Below are 23,148 nucleotides of genomic sequence, written 5' to 3'. Positions count from 1 at the left end.
GACCCTAAATTCAAGGAGGAATCACAGCGTGCTTATCGAAGAAATGAAAATGCCTCAACTTGGAGAGAGCGTAACGGAAGGAACGATCAGTAAATGGCTCGTTTCCGTAGGCGATAAGGTCAACAAATACGATCCGATTGCGGAAATCATGACGGATAAAGTAAGCGCCGAAGTTCCCTCATCCTATGCAGGTGTCATTAAAGAAATTGTGGCAGAGGAAGGGGATACTCTTCAAGTCGGTGAAGTGATTTGCAAAATTGAAATTGAGAAAACGGAAAGTTTACAAACCGCTGTTGAACCAAAACAGGCCGAAACAAATGTTCCTGAAATGCAACATACAGAGGATAGCAAGAAAATGAAGAAACGCTATTCCCCGGTAGTTCTCCGTCTTGCTCAAGAACATAACATCGATCTTGAAAAAGTCAACGGAACAGGGGCTTTTGGAAGAATTACACGAAAAGATCTGTTAAAGCTAATAAATAATCAAGAAAAACAAAGAAATATGGGAAAACAGGCAGGAGACGAACAAACGGCATCCTCCGCTCAAGCGCCATTGTGGGCAAATACAGATATAGAGATTCCAGTTTCAGGAGTACGAAGAGCGATTGCCAACAATATGGTGCGAAGCAAGCAAGAGATTCCTCATGCCTGGATGATGGTTGAAGTGGATGTAACCGGTCTTGTTGAGTTTAGAAATGCAATCAAAGACGAGTTTCAAGCAAATGAAGGTTTTTCCTTGACGTATTTCCCATTTTTTGTTAAAAGTGTTGCAGAAACGATCAAAGAGTTTCCGCAAATGAATTCGATGTGGGCGGGAGATAAAATTATTCAAAAGAAAGATATCAATATTTCCATTGCTGTGGCAACAGATGATGCTCTTTATGTGCCGGTCCTCAAGCAGGTTGATGAAAAATCGATTAAAGGCATTGCCCGGGAAATCAATGAACTTGCCAATAAGGTAAGAAAAGGAACGATCGAAGCGAAAGACTTGGAAGGTGGCACTTTTACCGTCAACAATACAGGAACATTTGGTTCGATTCAATCGATGGGAATTATCAATTATCCTCAAGCCGCTATCCTACAAGTCGAAACAATTGTAAAGCGCCTTGTTGTGATGAAAAATGGGATGATCGCTGCGAGAGATATGGTCAACCTTTGTTTATCGCTTGATCATCGAGTGCTTGACGGCCTTGTATGCGGAAAATTTATGCAAAGATTAAAACAACGTCTGGAAAGCATTTCAAAAGAGACAACATCCATCTATTAATAAAGGAATTTTTTTAAAAATGCTTGATCATTGCCTAATAAATGCATCCATTGTAAGATGAAACTATACAGCGGTAAAAAGGAGAGAGTGAAGTTGAATCTTGATTTCAATTTTTTTATGAATGATGTCGTTCGCCAAGCACGTGAGGAGATTGTTGCTGCAGGATATAAAGAATTAAAAACGCCTGAAGAAGTAGACGAAGCTTTAAATAAAAAAGGAACTACTCTTGTCATGGTCAATTCTGTCTGCGGCTGCGCAGGCGGCATTGCTCGTCCTGCGGCCTATCATGCCCTTCATTTTGACAAGCGCCCGGATCAATTAGTAACCGTTTTTGCGGGCCAAGATAAAGAGGCGACTGAACGGGCCAGATCTTATTTTACCGGGTATCCGCCATCCTCGCCGTCTTTTGCTTTATTGAAGGACGGAAAACTCGTCACCATGATTGAACGTCATGAAATTGAAGGACATGATCCAATGTCTGTTGTTCAGAAGCTGCAGGATGCTTTTGAAAAATATTGCGATGAAGTATAATGTGAAAAGGCTGCCAATTTCGGCGCCTTTTTATTTTGTTCAGCTAGCGCAATAATAAAAGAAAAAACAGGTAATGGTGAGAAAAATGCGAAAGTTTAAGATTGGCTATCGAACGTTAAAAACAGCGGTCGGTGCACCTCTTGCTATTTTCTTGGCCCAGCTGCTTGGTTTGAACAACTTTGTTTCTGCCGGAATTATAACGGTCCTTTGCATTCAAGTCACGAAAAAAAAATCGTTAAAAAGCGCTTGGGCCAGGTTTTTCGCTTGTGTGACAGGCATGGTGTTTTCCAGTCTATTTTTTGAGATTATCGGGTATCATCCAATTGTAATTGGAATTCTTTTGCTTTTTTTCATTCCGACAATGGTTTTGTGTAAAACGACTGAAGGAATCGTTACAAGCACCGTCATTATCTTGCATTTATACGCTGCTGGACAAATAAACTGGGGAATTATTCAAAACGAATTTTTGCTCATAATTACAGGAATTGGTGTAGCCCTGCTCATGAATTTGTACATGCCGAGTCTTGAAAACGATCTGATTCTTTACAGGGACAAAATTGAGGAAAACTTTGCCGTTATTTTCGAAAACATCGTTGCTTTTTTAAGGGAGGGAGACATGAACTGGGACGGGAAGGAGATTACCGAAACAGCTTCCTTGTTGGAAAAAGCCAAAGGGCTGGCGCTTCGAAATGTTGAAAATCAATTGCTGCGGAATGAAGATCTTTATTATATTTATTTTAAAATGAGGGAGAAGCAATTTGAAATTATTGAGCGTGTTTTGCCGACGTTCGCCATGATGACAACAAATGTTGAACAGGCCAAGCTCATAGCTGATTTTATAGAAGAGCTGAAAAACAACATTCATTCTGGCAATACAGCCAACAAATTTTTAAAAAAGCTTCAAAACATGAGGAAAAAGATGGAGGAAACACCTCTTCCGAAAACAAGAGAAGAGTTTGAAACTAGAGCCAGTTTATATCATTTCTTATATGAAATGGAGCAATATTTAATCATCAAAAGCCAGTTTAAAGGTCTTCCCAATACCAAATCGGCAAAAAAGAACCATGCGAAGAGGAAGGAAAAATAAAGCCCTTTTTTCATGTGAAGAATAAATGAAAAAAGGGGAAGTTCGAAACAATAAGGGGAAAGTAAAAAAGAGTGACTTTATCGGACAAGATCACTCTTTTTTATAGCCACATACTGATTCCTGTCAAAATGGTTGTCAAAAGCAAACAACCTAGCATTAAATAAACAACCAGCTTTTGTGTCTTCTTGCCGGGCATAGGCGGTTACCTCCTTTAGGATCTTTTCCGTATATCATTGTACAATGTTTTAAATAATGGAACAACCGTTTCACTGATTGCTGCCAGACATTTAGTTTCGCAATGATGAGCAAAATCGGTTACACTTAAGATGTATACATAAGCGGGAGGTAGTGTAGAAAAATGATTGATGAAAAACGGTTAGTCGATGAATTTTTGGAGCTTGTGCAAATCGATTCGGAAACAAAAAATGAGCGGGAAATCGCCAATGTATTAAAGCAAAAATTTAGCGGGCTTGGTCTTGATGTGATGGAGGATGATGCCGCTGAAAAAACTGGACATGGTGCAGGAAATCTCATATGCACGCTTGAAGCAACGAAAGACGGTGTCGACCCGATTTATTTTACATCACATATGGATACAGTTGTACCAGGAAAAAATATAAAGCCTTCAATCAAAGATGGATATATTGTAACGGATGGCACGACAATTCTTGGCGCCGACGATAAAGCGGGGCTTGCTTCCATGCTGGAAGCCGTCAAGGTGTTGAAAGAAGAAAAAATACCCCATGGAAAAATTGAATTTGTCATTACAGTTGGAGAAGAATCGGGTCTTATCGGAGCAAAAGCTCTCGATCGGCAGCGAATTACGGCTAAATACGGATATGCGCTCGACAGCGACGGGAAAGTTGGTGATATTATTGTCGCTGCGCCAACACAAGCGAAAATTGAAGTTGTCATTCATGGAAAAACAGCCCATGCAGGGGTTGCTCCGGAAAAAGGGATTTCGGCGATAACGATTGCGGCGAAAGCAATCGCCAATATGCCACTGGGGCGCATTGATGAGGAAACAACAGCAAATATCGGCCGGTTTGAAGGAGGAACGCAAACAAACATCGTCTGCGATCGTGTCGACATTTTAGCGGAAGCGCGTTCACTTGACCCTGAAAAAATGGAAAAGCAGGTTCAAACGATGAAAAATGCTTTTGAGCGGGCGGCACAGGAAATGGGCGGCAAAGCGGACGTAAATGTCACAGTCATGTATCCCGGTTTTACGTTCAATGACGGTGACAAAGTTGTGGAAATTGCCAAAAAAGCGGTGAAAACAATCGGCAGGGAAAGCAGATTGTTAAAAAGCGGGGGAGGCAGTGATGCGAATATCATCGCCGGTTTCGGCATCCCTACAGTCAATCTGGCCGTAGGCTATGAAGAAATCCATACGACAAATGAAAAAATGCCGATCGAAGAGCTGAAAAAAACGGCTGAATTAATAGTAGCGATCGTTAAAGAAGTGGCTGGCGAATAGGCGGTGCAAAAACCGCCTTTTTATTTATATTTTTCAATTACGGAAAAGAACTGTTTGGCAAATTGATAAAACACTTTTACGGATGGAGCCAATTCATAATTTGCTGGAAGGATAATCCCTACATTCCGTTTAACAAGCGGCATAACAACGGGAATTTTCACTGTAAACCGCGGCATCGTTTCATAAAAGGTGCTTTCCGGAAGCAATGTGACGCCAATCCCGGCAGAAACAAGCCCTTTAATGGCGTCCAAATCCTCCCCTTCTGAAGATATAACCGGAGAAAACCCTGCTTGTTGGCATGCTTCATGGACAATTTTATGCAATATAAACCCTTTCGGAAATGTTACAAAAGGATCGTTGCGCAATTCATTCAAGACTAAACTCGATCGGCTGGCCAATGGATGGTTGCTGGGCAGGAGAGCTGCAAAAGACTCCGTAAATAAAATTTCCCCTTTAATCCCCTTTTCTTCTGTCGGCACTGGCCCGAGAAATGCCAGGTCTATTTCCCTGTTCTTAACGGCTTCAATTAAAAATCTGTAGGTTCCTTGACGGAGATGAAATGAAACGTTCGGATGCTTTTCTTTAAATTCTGTAATGACTGCAGGCATTGTATGGCTTGCCAAACTAGTCGGGAAACCGATCCGGACCATTCCTCTTTCAGGATCTAAAAACTCTTCAATTTGTTGTTTAGCATGCTCAATTGCTTTTAAAGCTGTTTCGACATGCGGCAAAAAATGATGTCCAATCGGCGTCAGTTTTACATTGCGTCCATCCCGTTCAAATAAATTGACCCCAAGCTCGGCCTCCAAATTGGCAATTTGCCTGCTGATAGCGGATTGAGCCACATGAAGTGCTTCTGCTGCTTCCGAAACGTGTTCTCGTTTGGCCACCTCCACAAAATAGATCAGCTGCCTGAGTTCCATATCATTTCCTCCTAAATTCCATCTCAATATGAGATTAGTTTTATCTAAATTATATATTGTTAATATTATTTTTGAAAACTACAATTATATTTACAGACTTTATCGGTATGAGGAATGGGGGAGAAGAGAGATGAAACACTTTGGATTACCGAAAGCACAAGGTCTCTACCGTCCTGAATTTGAACATGATGCATGCGGTATCGGTTTGTATGCCCATCTGAAAGGGAAACCTTCTCATGATATAGTCAAAAAAGGCCTGCACATGCTTTGCCAATTGGAGCATCGCGGGGGACAAGGAAGCGACCCGGAAACCGGTGACGGAGCCGGCATCATGGTGCAAATTCCGCACAATTATTTTAAAGTGGCCTGCGGAAGAATGCCTTTGCCTGAAAAAGGCCGCTACGGCGTAGGCATGGTCTTTTTGCCGGAACGTGAACATGAACGGGTGCATTATGAAAACGAGATCAACAAAATTATTGAAAAAGAAGGACAAACATTATTAGGTTGGAGAACCGTTCCAGTTAATATCGAAAAAATCGGAAAACTCGCAAAACAAAGCAAACCATTTATCCGTCAAGTATTTATTGGGGCAAGTGATGATATTCAAGACGAGCTTGCATTTGAAAGAAAACTGTACGTTATCCGCAAACAAGCTGAAAAGCTTATTGAAAACAACGAATTTTATTTTGCCAGTTTATCAAGCCGGACAATCGTCTATAAAGGATTGCTGACACCTGAACAGCTTGATGAATTTTATGTGGATTTGCAGGACGAAAGATTTCAATCGGCATTTGCCCTTGTTCACTCTCGTTTTAGCACGAATACGTTTCCAAGCTGGGAAAGAGCGCATCCTAACAGATATTTAATTCACAACGGGGAGATCAACACTCTCAGGGGAAATATCAACTGGATGTCAGCTAGAGAAAAACAGTTCGCTTCAGAACTTTTCAAAGATGACTTGAAAAAAATAACACCAATTTTAGATACAAACGGAAGCGACTCATCCATTTTGGACAACGCTTTTGAATTTTTTGTGTTGGCGGGGAAAAAGCTGGCGCATGCCGCAATGATGCTCATTCCCGAGCCTTGGTTTTGGGATGGCGAAATGGATGACGATAAAAAAGCATTTTATGAGTTCCACAGCTGTTTCATGGAGCCTTGGGACGGTCCGACCGCTATTTCGTTTACGGATGGAAAGCAAATCGGAGCGATTTTAGACCGCAACGGATTAAGACCTGCTCGCTATTATGTAACGAAGGACGATTACATTATTTTTTCATCCGAGGTAGGCGTGATTGATGTTGAACCGGAAAATGTGCTGTATAAAGACCGACTCAGCCCAGGAAAGATGCTGTTAATTGATTTGGAAGAAGGCAGAATCATTTCTGACCAGGAAATAAAAGAAGAAATAGCGAAAGAAAAGCCTTATCGCCAATGGATCGACAACCAGCTTATTTCGCTTCACGATTTGGAAGTTCCGGAAGACGCCGGAAAAATTGACGATTTGATCAAGCGGCAAAAGGCTTTCGGTTATACGTTTGAAGATGTCGAAAAAACGGTGGCAGCAATGGTCAACCAAGGAAAAGATCCGGTTGGGGCAATGGGCAACGACACTCCGCTTGCCGTTTTGTCCGATCGTCCGCAAAGCTTGTTTAATTATTTTAAGCAGCTGTTTGCACAAGTAACAAATCCGCCAATTGATGCCATTCGTGAATCGATCGTAACGTCTACTATGACGCTGCTTGGCAAGGAAGGAAACATTCTTCATCCTGATCAATCGGCAGCTCGTCGCATTCGTTTAGACACGCCGATATTATCAAACGAAGAACTTGCAGCCTTGAAAAACAATCCTTATCCGGAGTTTAAATGCGTGACCATTCCATCTTTATTTAAGGATGACTTGCAAGAAGCTCTCGATCAACTTTTCAAAGCTGCCGATGAAGCGATCGAAAACGGTGCTACTCTTCTCGTTTTGTCCGACCGCGGAGTTGATGAAGATCATGCACCAATTCCGACACTGCTCGCCGGAAGCGCCCTTCACCAGTATTTAGTGAAAAAAGGGACCCGTACACAAGCAAGCATTATTGTTGAATGCGGAGAAGCGAGAGAAGTTCATCATTTTGCAGCTTTAATCGGATATGGAGTAGACGCCGTAAACCCGTACTTGGCATTAGAAACCATTCGGCAATCGGTTGAAAAGGGAACGATTTCATATTCATATAAAGAAGCTGTGAAAAAATATAAAAAGTCAGTGACTGACGGTGTCGTCAAAGTCATGTCGAAAATGGGCATTTCAACAGTGCAAAGCTACCGCGGCGCCCAAATTTTTGAAGCAGTCGGCATTGGACAAGAGGTCATTGACAAATACTTTACCGGCACGACTTCCCAAATCGGGGGAATCGGTTTAAAAGAAATTGAACAAGAAGCAAAAATGCGCCATGCTCAAAGCTATAAAACAACGTACCAAGATGAAACACTTGATCCGGGCAGTGAATTGCAGTGGAGAAGATCGGGGGAACACCATGCATTTAATCCAAAAACGATCCATACACTCCAATGGGCCTGTCGGAAAAACGATTACAATCTCTTTAAAGAATATTCGAAGATGGCAAATGAAGAGCGGATGACATTTTTACGGAATCTTTTTGATTTTGATGAAACAAGAAAGCCAATTCCAATTGAAGAAGTGGAACCAGTTGAATCGATTGTCCGCCGTTTTAAAACCGGCGCAATGTCCTTCGGTTCAATAAGCAAAGAAGCTCATGAAGCCCTTGCAATCGCAATGAACAGAATTGGCGGAAAAAGCAACAGCGGCGAAGGGGGAGAAGATTCTGCACGCTACTTGCCCGATGAAAACGGCGATTGGAAAAGAAGCGCCATTAAACAAGTGGCTTCTGGCCGCTTTGGCGTAAAAACCCATTATTTAATTAATGCTGATGAACTGCAAATTAAAATGGCGCAAGGGGCGAAGCCGGGAGAGGGCGGACAGCTGCCGAGCCAAAAAGTATATCCATGGATCGGAAAAGTGCGCGGTTCAACTCCTGGCGTAGAATTGATTTCACCTCCTCCACACCACGATATATATTCGATTGAGGACTTGGCTCAATTAATTCATGATTTAAAAAATGCAAACCGCGATGCGCGAATTAGTGTGAAACTTGTTTCCAAAGGCGGTGTTGGAACGATTGCCGCAGGAGTGGCAAAAGGAGCCGCCGATGTCATTGTAATCAGCGGTTATGACGGTGGCACAGGAGCCTCGCCGAAAACGAGCATTAAACATGCCGGACTGCCATGGGAGCTCGGTCTTGCTGAAACCCATCAAACATTAATGCTAAACGGTTTGCGTGATCGAGTAGTACTTGAGACAGACGGAAAATTAATGACGGGCCGCGATGTTGTCATGGCAGCTTTGCTCGGGGCAGAAGAATTCGGTTTTGCTACTGCACCGCTTGTTGTTCTCGGATGTGTCATGATGCGCGTATGCCATCTCGATACATGCCCGGTCGGCGTTGCAACGCAAAATCCTGAATTGCGCAAAAAATTTATGGGAAAACCTGAGCACGTCGTCAACTTCATGTACTTCATTGCTCAAGAAGTCCGTGAAATCATGGCTCAGCTCGGATTCCGGACAGTAGAAGAAATGGTCGGAAGAGTTGATGTATTAAAAGTAAGCGATCGGGCGAAAAAGCATTGGAAAGCGAAACATCTTGATTTATCCCGACTGCTTTATCAAGTCGATGGTCCAAGAACATTTGCCCGTCCGCAAAACCATAAAATCGAGCAATCATTAGACGTGAAGGAAATTTTGCCGAAAGTTGCGGAAGCGATTGAACAGAAACAAAAAATTGACCTCCATTTGAATATTAAAAATGTGAACCGCGTCGTCGGCACCATTACAGGCAGTGAAATATCGAAACGTTACGGAGAAGAAGGACTTCCGGAAGATACAATCAAACTTCATTTCAACGGTTCTGCCGGGCAAAGCTTTGCTGCATTTGTACCGAAAGGAATGACAATGACTCTTACCGGCGATGCCAACGATTATATCGGAAAAGGGCTTTCGGGCGGTAAAGTGATCGTGCGCCAGCCGAAAGGGGCATCTTTCGCCTCAAGCGATAATGTCATTATTGGCAACGTTGCTTTCTACGGAGCAACGAGCGGTGAAGCCTATATCCAAGGCCGTGCCGGCGAAAGATTTTGTGTAAGAAACAGTGGTGTAAATGCAGTTGTGGAAGGTGTCGGCGATCACGGCTGCGAATATATGACAGGAGGACGCGTTGTGATTCTTGGTTCTGTCGGCAAAAACTTTGCGGCCGGCATGTCCGGAGGAATTGCCTACGTTTTAGCGGATGATCAAGAAAAATTCAAAAGAACAGCCAATAAAGAATTAGTGCTTTTTGAATCACTTGAGGACAAAGAAGAAATCTGCATTGTCCATGAAATGATTGCTAAGCATTATCAATTTACAGAGAGTGCAAAAGCTCAACACATTCTCGCTCATTGGCAAGAGTATGTCGGAAAATTCATCAAAGTGATTCCGAGAAACTATAAGTTGATGATCAGCACTATTGAGAAAATGGAGAAATCGGGATTGTCACAAGAAGAAGCTGTGCTTAAAGCTTTTGAAGCAGTTGTCAACAATAAGAAAAAAGCTGCGGTCGAAAAATCTGCTTTGGAGACGGTCGCTAATTAAAGCGGCGCTCCAAGGTGCAGTTGAAAAGGAGGGGGAGACTAGTGGGAAAAGCAACAGGATTTATGGAGTACGTTCGTGAAGGAGAAAAAAAACGTGATCCGCTTTCCCGCCTTAATGATTGGAAGGAATATTCCTTTCCATTTTCAAATGAAACACTTGCCAGACAAGGTGCCCGCTGCATGGATTGCGGGACGCCGTTCTGTCATATGGGAATGGAATTGAACGGCTTAACTTCAGGATGTCCGATTCATAACTTAATTCCCGAATGGAATGATCTCGTTTATAGAGGAAGATGGAAAGAAGCATTAGATCGTCTATTGAAAACGAACAATTTTCCTGAATTCACCGGCAGGGTTTGTCCCGCTCCGTGTGAAGGTTCTTGCACCGTTGCCATTTCCGATCCTGCTGTAGCCATTAAAGGCATTGAAAGAGCCATTATTGATAAAGGATTTGAAGAAGGATGGATTCAGCCGAGAATCCCGCAAAAAAGATCCGGAAAAAAAATCGCCATCGTCGGTTCCGGCCCTGCCGGACTTGCGTGCGCCGATCAACTAAACCAGGCGGGGCATACTGTGACGGTTTACGAACGCGCCGACCGAATCGGCGGCTTGTTAATGTACGGCATCCCCAATATGAAACTTGAAAAAGAAATTGTTGAACGAAGAGTGCGTCTTTTAGAAGAAGAAGGCATTACGTTTGTTACAAATACGGAAATTGGCAAAGATATTACAGCTGATGAGCTCCGTTCGCAATATGATGCGGTTGTGCTATGCACAGGGGCGCAAAAACAGCGCGATCTTGCCATTGAAGGACGGGAATTGAACGGTGTCCATTTTGCAATGGATTATTTAACAAAGGCAACAAAAAGTTTGCTTGACTCGAATTTTGAAGACGGGAAATTCATCGATGCAAAAGACAAGCATGTGATCGTAATCGGCGGCGGCGATACTGGCGCTGACTGTGTTGCGACGGCGTTGAGACAAAAATGCAAAAGCGTTGTCCAATTCGGAAAGCATCCTGCATTGCCGAAAGAACGGTCTGATGATAATCCGTGGCCGCAAGCTCCTCTCGTTTTTACATTAGACTATGCGTATGAAGAAGCGAAAACAAAATTTGGCCGGGATCCTCGTGAGTACTGCATTCAAACAAAGAAAATTGTCGGCGATGAAAACGGCAATGTAAAAGAACTGCATACGATTCAAATGGAAAAAACGTTTGATGAGAACGGTAAAGCGGTATTTAAAGAAATCCCCGGCACAGAAAAAGTTTGGCCTTGTGATTTAGTCTTTATCGCAATCGGCTTTGAAGGCACAGAACAGCCTCTTTTGCAGCAATTCGGCGTGGAATCAAGAAACAACAAAATCGACGCACCTTACGGCAAATATACAACAAATGTTGATGGTGTATTTGCAGCAGGTGATGCACGAAGAGGACAAAGTTTGATCGTGTGGGCGATCCATGAAGGCCGCGGGGCGGCAAGGGAAGTTGATCGTTTCTTAATGGGGGCAACCAATCTTCCTTAAAACAATATGTTTCTCTTTAGCTAGGTCAGACACGATGCAGTCTGACCTTTCTTTTTGAGATGTGTTAAAATGGTGTTGGGTGATGGATATGAGCCGTGTTATTTTTCATATCGATATGAACAGCTTTTATGCTTCAGTCGAGGCTGCCTTCGATCCTTCTCTAAAGGGGCGGCCGCTTGCGATTGCCGGCAATCCGAAGGAACGAAAAGGGATCATTGTGACTTGCAGCTATGAGGCAAGAGCTTATGGGGTAAAAACAACGATGCCGGTTTGGGAGGCGAAAAAGATTTGTCCCCAGTTAATCATTAAAAAACCAAATTTTGAACGATATAAAAAAGCGTCAAAGGCCATGTTTTCCATTTTGCGTTCCTACACGCCAATGGTTGAGCCTGTGTCTATTGATGAAGGGTATATGGATGTAACAGATGTTGCCATTCATCCAGTAAAATTGGCTGAAACGATCCAAAAACGTTTGCTTGATGAACTCTTGCTTCCTTCGAGCATTGGTATTGCTCCGAACAAATTTTTGGCAAAAACGGCATCGAATATGAAAAAACCGCTCGGCATTACCATTTTGCGAAAACGGGACGTAAAACGGAAACTCTGGCCGCTTGACGTTTCGGAAATGCACGGAGTGGGGGCAAAAACGGCTCAAAAATTAAAGAATATCGGGATTGAAACGATCGGTCAATTAGCCGGATCACATGATGTTCAGTTAAAAGCATTGCTCGGCATCAACGGAATTCGGTTAAAGGAAAAAGCCAACGGAATTGATCATCGCCCTGTGGATCCGTCCTCCATTTATGATTTTAAAAGCGTCGGCAATCAGACAACATTGCCAAAAGATACGGAAGATGAGCAACAATTAAAAATGGAATTAAAACGGCTGTCAATGTCTGTAAGCCTTCGGTTAAAGAAAAAAGAGGCGCTGGCGACAAAAGTTCATATAATGCTTCGCTACAAAGACAGGACAACCGTGACAAAAAGCATGAAGTTGCAAAATCCAACAGATGATGAGCAGGAAATTTTTCATCATGCATCAATGTTATTGGATAAACTCTGGGAAAAACAACCTGTTCGGCTGATCGGCGTCACCGGGCAGGACGTAGTCGGCAAAAAGGCCGCTTATAAACAGCTGGATCTTTTCACGTTTGAAGACGAGGCTAAGAACGAATCCTTATATCAAGCATTGGAAGCATTATCGCAAAAATATGGGAAAGAAGTTGTCAGAAAAGGGTTAAAACCTATAAAGGGGAACCATTCAGAAGGAACAAGTTTTCAAAAAGACTTTTTGCTGGAGTGAGGCTTGCCTCTCACCATCTTCAAAGCGGAAAAAATGTTGAATTTCAGTTCTTTTGGGCAGAACCTCTTTTGGGTGTTTACACTTGAAATGAAGGCGGCAATTATGGTATTTTCAGTTTTGTAGACTAGTCATTATTTGAAATAGAAAGGGAAGTAATCAATATGTCAAAACAACAAATCGGAGTCGTCGGGCTGGCGGTGATGGGGCGGAATTTAGCTTTAAATATTGAAAGCAGAGGCTACAGTGTATCCGTCTATAACCGTTCGCCGGAGAAAACGGATGAAATGCTGAAGGAAGCAAAAGGAAAAAAAATTGTTGGAACATACAGCATTGAAGAATTTGTCAACTCTCTTGAAAAACCTCGGAAAATTTTATTGATGGTAAAAGCTGGAACAGCTACTGATGCCACCATTGAACAGCTTCTGCCACATCTTGATAAAGGAGATATTTTAATTGACGGCGGAAATACATATTACAAAGATACTCAGCGCCGCAGCAAACTGCTCGCCGACCGCGGCATCCATTTTATTGGCACCGGGGTTTCCGGCGGGGAAGAAGGGGCTTTAAAAGGTCCTTCCATCATGCCGGGAGGGCCAAAAGAAGCTCATGAACTTGTGCGTCCGATCTTTGAAGCCATTTCCGCTAAGGTGAACGGAGAACCTTGTACAACTTACATCGGTTCGGACGGCGCCGGCCATTACGTAAAAATGGTTCATAACGGCATTGAATACGGAGACATGCAATTAATTTCAGAAGCTTATTTTATTTTAAAACATGTGCTTGGATTAAATGCACAAGAGCTGCATGAAGTTTTTGCTGAATGGAACAAAGGGGAGCTTGACAGCTATTTAATTGAAATTACGGCAGATATCTTTACAAAAATTGATGATGAGACAGGGAAGCCGCTTGTCGATGTCATCCTTGACACCGCCGGACAAAAAGGAACTGGCAAATGGACAAGCCAAGACGCACTCGATTTAGGAATCCCTCTCCCGATCATTACTGAATCGGTATTTGCCCGTTTTATTTCCGCAATGAAAGAAGAGCGTGTCAAAGCAAGCAAACTGTTGGGCGGACCGAATGCACAGCCTTATGAAGGGAACAAAGAAGAGCTGATTGAAGCCGTCCGCAAAGCGCTGTACATGAGCAAAATTTGCTCCTATGCTCAAGGGTTTGCGCAAATGAAAGCGGCAAGCGAAGAATATAAATGGAATTTAAAATACGGCGATATTGCCATGATCTTTCGCGGCGGCTGCATCATCCGCGCAGCGTTTTTGCAAAAGATAAAAGACGCTTACGACCGCGATCCCGACCTTCCAAATTTATTGTTGGATCCTTATTTTAAAGAAATTGTTGAAAGCTATCAAGGTGCATTAAGACAAGTCATTGCGGTGGCGATTGAAAGAGGAATTCCAGTGCCGTGTTTTTCTGCTGCTCTCGCTTATTATGACAGCTACCGCACCGAGACATTGCCGGCAAACTTAATTCAAGCGCAGCGTGATTATTTTGGCGCTCATACGTATCAACGCATCGACAAGGAAGGCATCTTCCATACAGATTGGCTGAATAAATAACGACAAAAAAGCATCGGTTTTCGCCGATGCTTTTTTATGTACTATCTCCATAACCAAATCTCTCTTGTCTATCAATTTTAGTGATATGCGAAAAACAATGCTTGTTTGAAGATTGTAAAATTTAAATGGTGATAGCTGCCGGATGAAGCACAGTAGTTCAAATTTTTGGATAAACGTTAAAACATTAATTTTCGGAAACTTTAAAAAAGATTCATCATTTTAACATGTCTAAAGAGGATTGCCGAACAAGGAATTCAGTCGTTTATCCACGAACTTACCATTAATTATTCACATGGTATGAAGCGCCAACTAGCTTTAGCCATTGCTTTTTTAATAAAACTAAAGGTATTGCTGTTGGATGGACGCTAGTATCTTTAGTTCCGATTACAATGCTGATTTGTTTGTTATCCAGAAGGGGAAATATTGTTCTTTTATCCACAATATGATTCCGATCGCCTATAAATTGGAAAATAAAATATGATTGCTGAAAAACGGGAAAATTCATCAAGTTGCCAATCATTACAGTGAAAGAGAATGGGATGTTTTAAATCAAATAAAAATTTAGTTGCTCTTTCAAATGTTTTACTAATATAGGTTTTGTTTTCTTTAGCATTATTTATAGAAATTCAAATCTTTTCTGTTAATTCATTTGCAAACCTTTTCGTTTATATCTAAATTCGGTACAAAATAGATTAAGATAGAAATGAACAATACTTATGAAAGGAGTGAAAAAATGAAACAATATCATATCATTGTTTCAGGACGTGTACAAGGAGTGGGATTTCGCTATTTTACGCAATCAAAAGCAATCGAGCACCAAATTTCCGGTTGGGTTCGAAACAAGTTGGACGGAACGGTTGAAATCGTTGCAGAAGGAGAGGAACAAAATTTGCAGGACTTTCTTGCCTCTATTCAAAAAGGAAGCCCTTTTTCAAAAGTTGAAAATATACAATTAACGGAACATGAAGAAGTGGAAGAATTTCAAAAGTTTGATATTCGTTATTAATTTTGAATAAAAGATAACAAAAAAGCTTGATGATGATGTTTCAGTGAAGATCTGTTTTTTAATAACTTCGACTTTTATTCATAAATCGATAATTTAAAGAAAGGTTATTGATGAACAAGGTTTCCAGTCGTTTATCCGCAAATTGGCATAGATGAAATAATTTTATTAAGTCCTGAACTTTGTGTAAAAAGGAAGCGGTTTGATTTGCGGGAATCTTGGTTCGTTTGGCCGGAAGGAAGATTTTACACAATCATACGGATTTGTCCATATTTTTACTGAAAAAGCTCGCCAAGTTGCTAATAATGGCAATGAAAGTGAATTGGAACATTATGTTTTTATTGAAATATTTTCCTATTTCGCCCGAAAGATGCTTCAATCATTTAAATAAAGATGCCGTTTATCATGATGTCAGACGGAAACATCAATGATGTGAAAAGAGGTTGTCCGAAAAATGGTTTTTCAGCCCAAATATGAAAAAAGTAAGACCAAAGAATGCTGTTAAATCAACATTCTTTGGTCTTTTATTTGGAAACATGTAACACTAAAATGGGCTTTTCAGACAGGCCCTTAATTAAGTAAATAGAAAACTGTCATTAAATCGGCCACCAGTGGAAGCCGTCCTTGGCTAGCAGCTCATCCGCTTCTTTTGGTCCCAATGAACCCGCTTCATAATTAGGGAAATTTGCGGTTGTCTGCGACCAAACTTTTGAAATCGTGTCAACAAATGCCCAAGATAAGGCGACTTCATCCCAATGTGTGAAGTTTGTTGCATCCCCGAGCATGCAGTCATATAATAATCTTTCGTATGCCTCAGGAGTATTCATACCGTCGATGCCATTATTGTTGTATGAAAGCTTGATGGGGGTGGCTTCTGAACTTACCCCTGCTTTTTTGGCGTTAAGATGAAGCGTAATCCCTTCATCAGGCTGGATATGGATGACGAGCAAATTTGGAACCCGGTCGGCTTCCTTTTTAAAGTACAGGTTCATTGGAATATCTTTGAATTCGACAACAATTTTTGTTGATTTTTCTTTCATCCGCTTTCCTGTACGGATGTAAAAAGGAACGCCTGCCCAACGGTAATTGTCAATCAAAATTTTTCCGGCCACAAACGTTTCTGTATTGGAATTAGGATCAACTTTCGGTTCTTCTCGATAGCCGATAACCTCTTTTCCATTGATTGTCCCCTTTGTGTATTGGCCTCTTACAAAATAGCTGTCGACTTCGTTTTCCTTAATCGGCCGTAAAGCCCGAAGCACTTTAATTTTTTCGGAACGAATTTCATCCGTCGTTAATTTAATTGGCGGTTCCATCGCAAGCAGGGCCACCATCTGCAGCATGTGGTTTTGCACCATATCTCTGAGCGCGCCCGATGTTTCATAGTAGTTGCCTCGGTCTTCCACGCCTAGTGATTCGCTTGAAGTGATTTGAATATTGGAAATAAAACGATTGTTCCATAAATGTTCAAAGAGTGCGTTGGCAAATCGAATGACTTCAATATTTTGCACCATTTCTTTTCCTAAATAGTGGTCAATTCGATAAATTTGTTCTTCATCAAATGCGGCGCGGATTTTATCGTTTAATTTTTGAGCGGAAGGGAGATCATGTCCAAACGGTTTTTCAATGACAAGCCTTGTCCATCCGTTTGTATCTTTTAAACCGTGTTCTTTTAAATTGTTGGCGATTATTCCAAAAAATTCAGGCGCCATCGCCAAGTAAAATATTCTGTTCCCTTCTGTTTGATATCTTCCATCCAAGTCGGAAAGCAAACTTCTTAAGTCATGATATGATGAATGATCCGATACATCAAAAGGTTGATAATAAAAATGTGATGTAAAGGATGTTAGATCGCTGTTGACGGAAACGGAATTTTCCACGGATTCTTTGACATTTTCCCTGAACGTTTCGTTTGTCCATGGTCTTCTTGCTACGCCAACAACGGCGAATTCTTCGCCGATCTTACCGCTTTGATACAAACGGTAAATGGATGGAAACAATTTCCGCTTTGCTAAATCTCCTGTTGCGCCGAATATAACAATGATCGCTTTTGGTTTTTGTAGTTTCTCCACTGACCGTACCTCGCTTTATTCAATACTTTCTTTGATTTTGTGTTATGATTGACAAGAGGAATCTTATTTCTCCTCTTTTGAAAATTATGTACCTTCAAATATTTAATTGTAAAGGTAAATGCATTGTAAAGCAAATAATTAATCGTTTTGTTGAAACAATTCTTTAATATAATTAGACAAATTCAATGTATTGTTGCGTATGAAAGCTGGGTGACGGCTTCTCTAATTTGAATCGGTCTTCCATGTTCTCCTGTTCATCCGGGAGACATAATGGAAGCCGACAGGATAGAAAGCAAACTTAAGAAAACTTGATGACTCGTTCATTAAAAAGGAGAGATATAACGGATGCCTAATAGTTTTGTTGCCTCGATCCTTCTTGGCTTATCTTTATCGATTCCTATTGGCCCCATTAATATAGAGATGGTCAAGAGAGGAATAAAATTTGGCTTTTTTCATTCATGGGTTGTTGGATTAGGCGGTATGTCGGCAGATTTAGTCTTAATGTTTGCCATATTTTTTGGCTTGTCCACCTTTTTAACGCAATTATTAGTACAGGTTATCATGTGGCTTTCCGGATTTCTAATTTTATGTTATTTAGGTTATGGCAGCATAAGAGAAGCATTCGATCAAATAGAAATAAATGGAGAGATAAAAAGAGAAAGCCTGGCTAAATCCTATTTTTCAGGCTTTCTTATTGCCTTATCGAATCCGCTCAACATTGTTTTTTGGGTCAGCATTTACGGATCTGTATTGGCTATCGAATTAACTTCCGTTGAACGATATCAAGCACTGCTCGAAAGCAGCGCAATATTTTTGGGGATCGCATTATGGGATCTTACCGTAGCGCTGTTTGTGCATTTCGGAAGAAAAATGATCAGCCAACAATGGTTAAAATGGTTATCTGTTGCTGCTGGCATTTCTTTGATAGGATTTGGCATAAGTTTCGGATATAAAGCCTTTCAAACGTTTTTGCGTATGGTTTAATCTAGGGTTTCACCGTCATGATGGACATGCGAATCTTTAAAGCAGTCTCTAGATTAATCAGCCAATAAGGAATATCTCGATATTACAAATTTCAAACATCGTGTCTAGTTTACGTTTGCTGCTGAACCGGCACCGTTGGTTTTTATATATGATAATATCCATACAACTTTTGCGTGGATAAAAAACCGCAGAGAATTTTATAGTGTGCGTGATTCCCGTCAGACGATCAACGATGCCGATAGTGCCGGGCTTATGTTTCTTGGCGATTAAGCATGGTGGCCGCCGATCAGTTTGCTGCGCCTTAAGCTTGTTCCCGCTTTTGTATACGACACCGCCCGCAAGAGTACATCGGAACCGTGTTTATTGCGAATGGCATCCATGACATATCCCAACCGATGTTCTTTCATGCGGTTTGGCCGGAACAAATCAAGCTGCATTGTGTCGTCTTCTTCGATGTTGGAAAGGGCGATCGAAATTTTCCGGACCGTCTTCCCCTCATAAAAACGGTCAAACAGGGAAAGACACGTATGATAAAGGTCCATTGTAATATTCGTTGGCTCATCCATCGTTTTGGAACGGTAAAATCCTCCGCCGCCTTCATTTTTGCTGTAGCCGATTCCCAAGCTGACCGTTCGCCCCGCCTTTCGGTGTTCTCTTGCCCGTTTCGCCACTTCCTCGCACATTTCCAAAATGACGCATTTTACTTCCTCAGGATCCGCATAATCCCGAAGCAAAATTTGGCTTTTGCCAAAGCTGATTTGCCCTTCCATAAGCGGAGCGCCGATATCGGAAAGATCCACTCCCCAGGCATGGTAATAAAGCTGATTTCCCATGATCCCGAACTTCTTTTCAAGAAGCTCCAGCGGGTAATTCGCCAGCTGCCCGACTGTAAAAATTCCCATTCGGTTCAATGTCTTTTCAAGCCTTGCCCCAATTCCCCACATTTTGCTTAACGGACTGATGGGCCAAAGTTTTGTCTTGACATCATCATACGTCCATTCAGCGATTCCTTTTCTTTTCGCCTCCAAATCCAAACAAAGCTTGGCCATCAGCATATTCGGCCCAATCCCGACCGCACACGGCAGCGAAAATTGCCGTTTTAAATCCTCCGTTATTTTTTTGGCCAATTCTTTTGCATCCCCCCAAAGCTTTTCGGATCCGTCTGCTTCAATAAAGGATTCGTCGACGCTGTACACGTGAATGCTTTCTTTCGGCACATATCGGTTTAACAGCCGGGTAATTTCGGTTGAAATCCGCAAGTAGACCGTCATTTTCGGATGAATGAGATGAATGCGGGGGTCGTTCGGGATTTGGAACAAACGCGATCCCGTTTGAATGCCGAAATCTGCTTTCAGCTTTGGAGAAGCCGCCAATACGACGCTTCCTTCCCTCTCTTTATCGCCAACAATGGCAATGTAAGATTTTAAAGGATCAAGCCCCAAGATGACAGCAGCACAACTCGCATAAAAACTCTTCATGTCAATGCATAAGATCCGCTTTTCCGGCAATGCCTCATAATTCATTGCGCACCCTCCCAAAAAAACGAATATATGTTCGTTATTTTTATTTTATGGGAATATATGTTCGTTTTTCAATGGAAGTTTACTCCAGTTCTTTGCAATGCCAAAAATTTGAACGACCCGAAATAGGGCAATAAAGAAAACCGGGCGCAACAATTCAACGCCCGGCTCGACAACAAAAAAACATCATGGATTTCAAACTGACAGACGACATATTATCCTTTCATATCGGAGAACGCTCTCCTTTATTTTTGGCGAAACAAGCTCCCGGCTACTTTCTCGAAAACAGAAGGCATTAACCGATACAAAACACCGCCAAGTTCCATCCAAAAAGGAAGATTGATTTCCCGTTTGTTTGTAAGCATTGAGCGGACGACTTTCCTCGCCACATCGTCGGGCTGAAGCATCCACCGTTTAACGTTTTGAACATATTCGCCTGACGTGTCAGCAAGGTCAAAAAAGTTCGTCTCAATCGGACCTGGATTAACGGCTGTGACAAAAATCCCTTTGTCGGCCACTTCCATCCGCAAGCAGTTTGTAAACCCTAAAACAGCATGCTTCGTTGCCGCATAAATGCCGGATTTCGGGGTGGCGATTTTTCCTGCTTGAGAAGCGATATTGATAATATGGCCTTCCTTTTGGGCAAGCATTTTCGGAAGCACCATTTTTGTCGCGGCGATTAAACCGAATACGTTCACTTTAAACATTTGCTGCATTTCCTCTAGTCCAGCTTCTTCGACAGTGCGAAAAATGCCAAAACCGGCGTTATTGACAAGAACGTCAATGCGGTCAAAATCATTTATAATCTTGGAAAAGATAGTCGTCACTGCATCAAGATCGCTCATATCAAGCTGGTAATACGTACAGGTGACCGAAAAGGAAGCTTCCAGTTCAGCAGCCAGCCTGCTGAGTCGATCTTTCCGGCGGGCAAGCAGCACTAAGTGTCCGCCGCTTGCGGCAGCCATTCTTGCAATTTTTTCTCCGAGGCCTCCGGAAGCGCCTGTAATCAACACCACTCGATCTTTGAGCCGAGAATTCATTTTTTCACCTCTTCATCGTTTGTCGAAAAAATCCAAACCCCATCTTCCAATTGTTTATTCACTTTTCCGAGATTCTCTAAATAATCAAGCTGAGCCACTGTTTCCGAAATGGCAAATAAAAATTCGCGCTCATAGGCGGACGGAAAAAGCAGTTTGCATAGAGCAAATGCAGTCATTTTCTTCATTTTTAAAAGATGCCAGACATTGATAGCCCGCTCGTGCTGCCTTTCTAAACGATGGCGAATTAGCCGATGAGGCTCAAATATTTCCTCCCGATGGCCGGGATAGACGACAGAAATGGGCATATCCAGAAGCCTTTTTAACGATTTATTATATTGAAGCTGCGGTCTCGGCCGTTCCTTTCCTTTATCAGGCATTTCAAGAAGAGGGTTGGACGAAATCGTTTTGATTAAATGATCGCCGCCGATCATCCGTCCATTTTTTTCATTATACAAAACAATATGGCTTTGGGCATGCCCGGGCGTCTCCATGACCGTAAAGCCGGGCAACCCATCTACTTTATCCCCTTCTTTGATTGCAGTCGTCAAGGGATGCGTGCAAGAATAGATGGAGAGATCAAAATTGGCCATTTTTTCGGCAAATTTCTCCGGAACCCCAAGCTGCTTGGCTAATGTTAAAAAAAATTCGGATTGCCGCTTAAAAAAAGCGACGTCCCGGCACAGCCAAGGAGTATTTAATCGATGCCCCAAAACAGGGAGATCTTTATCAAAAAAATCGAGCAAACCAATATGATCGGGATGATGATGAGTGAGAACAATTTGATCAAGGTCGGCCGGGACAAATCCCAATTCCTTCAGCCGCTTTTTCAACATGTTCCACGCCTCACTTGTCTTTGGCCCGGCATCCACTAATGTTAAAGCATCCCCTTCTACAAGATATACATTGACATCTCCTACCGAAAAGGGAGTTGGAATTGTTATTTTATGAATGGCAACCTTACTTCCCATAATTGAAAACCGCCTTTTTTAAGCGAAACCGCTTTTGATTGATATAACCATATTTTACAAAGGTCAACCCTTTTTGTCATTCGTTTTCGAACTTGACAAGCCGGCGTTCTAATTGCATAATGATGAAAAATTCTTGCTTTTGTTTATTGCCGACACGCGATATGAGTAGATAAACTCTATACGCGCGTCTGTTCATCCGTTGGAGGATGTCAGACGCTTTTTTTCATCAAGCCATAACAAATGGAAAGGGGTCTTAATGGATGTACAAAATTGGATTTGTCGGTGCAGGATCGATGGCAGAAGCGATACTATCCGGATTGGTCAACGGAAATAAAATTAAACCAAACGATATGATTATCACCAATCATTCCAATGAAGAACGGCTGAAACAATTAAACGAAACATACGGAATTCATATCACAACGAACAAGAAACAGTTAATGGAAAACTCCCAAATCATCCTTCTGGCAATGAAACCGAAGGATGCTGACAAAGCAATCGAAAGCATTTCGGAATACGCTTTAGAAAGCCATCTCATCATATCCGTATTGGCTGGCGTTTCAACAAAAGCGATCGAGCAATTATTTGCCAAAAAGATACCTGTAATTAGAGCGATGCCCAATACATCGGCGTCCATCAGGCAATCAGCAACCGCCATTGCAAAAGGAGAATATGCAACAAAAGAACACTTATTGCAAGCCGCCGAATTGTTCCAAGCGATCGGAACGGTCGAAGTCACGGAAGAACACAAGCTCGATGCGGTGACAGGTCTTGCCGGAAGCGGCCCGGCTTACATTTATTACATTGTTGAGGCAATGGAAAGAGCGGCTCTGGAAATCGGGTTGGAAAAAGAAAGTGCCCGTTCCCTCATCGTACAGACATTATACGGGGCGGCTTCTATGCTGCAACAGTCGGGCAAAGACCCATCCACGTTAAGAGAGGAAGTGACAAGCCCAGGAGGAACAACAGAGGCCGGTTTAAGCATTTTAAAAAGCGAGCGGGTGGACGAGGCAATCATTCGCTGCATTAAGCGGGCAACTGAGCGCTCTCAAGAATTAAACAAATCTTTGGAAGAAAAATTATTCACAAAGAGTAAATATTAAAAATAGGGGCGGCAAGCACCCTATTTTTTTATACATGTTTGCTCATAAGCAAATTTTGTGACGGAAAAGATAATGCT

Annotated in this window: 17 protein-coding genes; 11 read left to right on the top strand and 6 right to left on the bottom strand. The window is 42.1% G+C overall.

What is annotated here, in order from left to right:
• The first annotated feature begins 28 nt into the window (after positions 1–28).
• The 3 genes from AC0KTX_RS02450 to AC0KTX_RS02440 all read left to right on the top strand — a co-directional run bounded on the left by AC0KTX_RS02450 (position 29) and on the right by AC0KTX_RS02440 (position 2,885).
• Positions 29–1,267, top strand: coding sequence for a dihydrolipoamide acetyltransferase family protein (locus AC0KTX_RS02450; RefSeq protein WP_474250650.1), 1,239 nt, complete (start codon positions 29–31; stop codon positions 1,265–1,267).
• A 93-nt stretch (positions 1,268–1,360) separates the two neighbouring features.
• Positions 1,361–1,798, top strand: a complete 438-nt coding sequence (locus AC0KTX_RS02445; protein WP_474250649.1) for a BrxA/BrxB family bacilliredoxin — start codon at positions 1,361–1,363, stop codon at positions 1,796–1,798.
• A gap of 85 nt (positions 1,799–1,883) precedes the next feature.
• On the top strand, positions 1,884–2,885 hold the full coding sequence (locus tag AC0KTX_RS02440) for an aromatic acid exporter family protein (protein WP_474250648.1): 1,002 nt from the start codon (positions 1,884–1,886) through the stop codon (positions 2,883–2,885).
• Between the two features lie 100 nt (positions 2,886–2,985).
• Here AC0KTX_RS02440 and prli42 read toward each other — a convergent pair whose 3' ends face one another.
• Positions 2,986–3,081, bottom strand: coding sequence for a stressosome-associated protein Prli42 (gene prli42, locus AC0KTX_RS02435; RefSeq protein WP_474250647.1), 96 nt, complete (start codon positions 3,079–3,081; stop codon positions 2,986–2,988).
• 162 nt (positions 3,082–3,243) lie between these two features.
• Between prli42 and AC0KTX_RS02430 the strand changes: the two genes are divergently transcribed.
• On the top strand, positions 3,244–4,365 hold the full coding sequence (locus tag AC0KTX_RS02430; RefSeq protein WP_474250646.1) for a M20/M25/M40 family metallo-hydrolase: 1,122 nt from the start codon (positions 3,244–3,246) through the stop codon (positions 4,363–4,365).
• A gap of 20 nt (positions 4,366–4,385) precedes the next feature.
• Here the strand turns inward: AC0KTX_RS02430 and gltC are convergent, their stop codons facing one another.
• Positions 4,386–5,288, bottom strand: coding sequence for a glutamate biosynthesis transcriptional regulator GltC (gltC, locus tag AC0KTX_RS02425; RefSeq protein ID WP_474250645.1), 903 nt, complete (start codon positions 5,286–5,288; stop codon positions 4,386–4,388).
• Positions 5,289–5,418: 130 nt separating this feature from the next.
• Here gltC and gltB point away from each other — a divergent pair, with 130 nt between their 5' ends.
• The 5 genes from gltB to AC0KTX_RS02400 all read left to right on the top strand — a co-directional run bounded on the left by gltB (position 5,419) and on the right by AC0KTX_RS02400 (position 15,387).
• On the top strand, positions 5,419–9,981 hold the full coding sequence (gltB, locus tag AC0KTX_RS02420; RefSeq protein ID WP_474250644.1) for a glutamate synthase large subunit: 4,563 nt from the start codon (positions 5,419–5,421) through the stop codon (positions 9,979–9,981).
• 41 nt (positions 9,982–10,022) lie between these two features.
• Entirely contained in the window at positions 10,023–11,504 is a 1,482-nt protein-coding gene (locus tag AC0KTX_RS02415; protein WP_474250643.1) for a glutamate synthase subunit beta, read from the top strand.
• A gap of 79 nt (positions 11,505–11,583) precedes the next feature.
• Entirely contained in the window at positions 11,584–12,807 is a 1,224-nt protein-coding gene (locus AC0KTX_RS02410; RefSeq protein ID WP_474250642.1) for a DNA polymerase IV, read from the top strand.
• A 161-nt stretch (positions 12,808–12,968) separates the two neighbouring features.
• Positions 12,969–14,381 (top strand): NADP-dependent phosphogluconate dehydrogenase, encoded by a 1,413-nt coding sequence (gene gndA, locus AC0KTX_RS02405; RefSeq protein WP_474250641.1) that lies wholly within the window; start codon positions 12,969–12,971, stop codon positions 14,379–14,381.
• Positions 14,382–15,114: 733 nt separating this feature from the next.
• A complete protein-coding gene (locus AC0KTX_RS02400) occupies positions 15,115–15,387 on the top strand; it encodes an acylphosphatase (protein WP_474250640.1) in 273 nt (90 codons plus the stop codon).
• A gap of 593 nt (positions 15,388–15,980) precedes the next feature.
• Here the strand turns inward: AC0KTX_RS02400 and zwf are convergent.
• Positions 15,981–17,456, bottom strand: a complete 1,476-nt coding sequence (gene zwf, locus AC0KTX_RS02395; RefSeq protein WP_474250639.1) for a glucose-6-phosphate dehydrogenase — start codon at positions 17,454–17,456, stop codon at positions 15,981–15,983.
• 345 nt (positions 17,457–17,801) lie between these two features.
• On the opposite strand from zwf, the gene AC0KTX_RS02390 reads away from it, so the two are divergent.
• The gene (locus AC0KTX_RS02390) at positions 17,802–18,440 is read left to right on the top strand and encodes a LysE family translocator (RefSeq protein ID WP_474250638.1); all 639 of its coding nucleotides are present in this window, start codon (positions 17,802–17,804) and stop codon (positions 18,438–18,440) included.
• A gap of 266 nt (positions 18,441–18,706) precedes the next feature.
• Here AC0KTX_RS02390 and AC0KTX_RS02385 read toward each other — a convergent pair whose 3' ends face one another.
• The 3 genes from AC0KTX_RS02385 to AC0KTX_RS02375 form a co-directional block, all read right to left on the bottom strand.
• Positions 18,707–19,963 carry a Y-family DNA polymerase gene (locus AC0KTX_RS02385; RefSeq protein WP_474250637.1) on the bottom strand — a complete coding sequence of 419 codons (1,257 nt, stop codon included), beginning with the start codon at positions 19,961–19,963 and terminating at the stop codon, positions 18,707–18,709.
• Between the two features lie 242 nt (positions 19,964–20,205).
• On the bottom strand, positions 20,206–21,000 hold the full coding sequence (locus AC0KTX_RS02380) for an SDR family NAD(P)-dependent oxidoreductase (RefSeq protein WP_474250636.1): 795 nt from the start codon (positions 20,998–21,000) through the stop codon (positions 20,206–20,208).
• Positions 20,997–21,968 (bottom strand): MBL fold metallo-hydrolase, encoded by a 972-nt coding sequence (locus AC0KTX_RS02375; RefSeq protein ID WP_474250635.1) that lies wholly within the window; start codon positions 21,966–21,968, stop codon positions 20,997–20,999. Before AC0KTX_RS02375 ends, AC0KTX_RS02380 begins: the two co-directional genes overlap by 4 nt.
• A gap of 260 nt (positions 21,969–22,228) precedes the next feature.
• On the opposite strand from AC0KTX_RS02375, the gene proC reads away from it, so the two are divergent.
• Entirely contained in the window at positions 22,229–23,071 is an 843-nt protein-coding gene (gene proC, locus AC0KTX_RS02370) for a pyrroline-5-carboxylate reductase (RefSeq protein WP_474250634.1), read from the top strand.
• The last annotated feature ends 77 nt before the right edge of the window (positions 23,072–23,148 follow it).

The organism is Aeribacillus sp. JST-2 (genome assembly GCF_056032925.1).
The sequence above is the reverse complement of the archived record's forward strand: the minus strand, read 5'-3'. Positions and strand labels throughout refer to the sequence as shown.

Bases quoted from the DNA above. Each gene is read 5' to 3' on its own strand.
- AC0KTX_RS02380 (WP_474250636.1), bottom strand. From the start codon at position 21,000: ATGAATTCTCGGCTCAAAGATCGAGTGGTGTTGATTACAGGCGCTTCC.
- AC0KTX_RS02375 (WP_474250635.1), bottom strand. From the start codon at position 21,968: ATGGGAAGTAAGGTTGCCATTCATAAAATAACAATTCCAACTCCCTTT.
- AC0KTX_RS02440 (WP_474250648.1), top strand. From the start codon at position 1,884: ATGCGAAAGTTTAAGATTGGCTATCGAACGTTAAAAACAGCGGTCGGT.
- gltB (WP_474250644.1), top strand. From the start codon at position 5,419: ATGAAACACTTTGGATTACCGAAAGCACAAGGTCTCTACCGTCCTGAA.
- proC (WP_474250634.1), top strand. From the start codon at position 22,229: ATGTACAAAATTGGATTTGTCGGTGCAGGATCGATGGCAGAAGCGATA.
- gltC (WP_474250645.1), bottom strand. From the start codon at position 5,288: ATGGAACTCAGGCAGCTGATCTATTTTGTGGAGGTGGCCAAACGAGAA.
- prli42 (WP_474250647.1), bottom strand. From the start codon at position 3,081: ATGCCCGGCAAGAAGACACAAAAGCTGGTTGTTTATTTAATGCTAGGT.
- AC0KTX_RS02430 (WP_474250646.1), top strand. From the start codon at position 3,244: ATGATTGATGAAAAACGGTTAGTCGATGAATTTTTGGAGCTTGTGCAA.
- AC0KTX_RS02390 (WP_474250638.1), top strand. From the start codon at position 17,802: ATGCCTAATAGTTTTGTTGCCTCGATCCTTCTTGGCTTATCTTTATCG.
- AC0KTX_RS02400 (WP_474250640.1), top strand. From the start codon at position 15,115: ATGAAACAATATCATATCATTGTTTCAGGACGTGTACAAGGAGTGGGA.
- AC0KTX_RS02385 (WP_474250637.1), bottom strand. From the start codon at position 19,963: ATGAATTATGAGGCATTGCCGGAAAAGCGGATCTTATGCATTGACATG.
- gndA (WP_474250641.1), top strand. From the start codon at position 12,969: ATGTCAAAACAACAAATCGGAGTCGTCGGGCTGGCGGTGATGGGGCGG.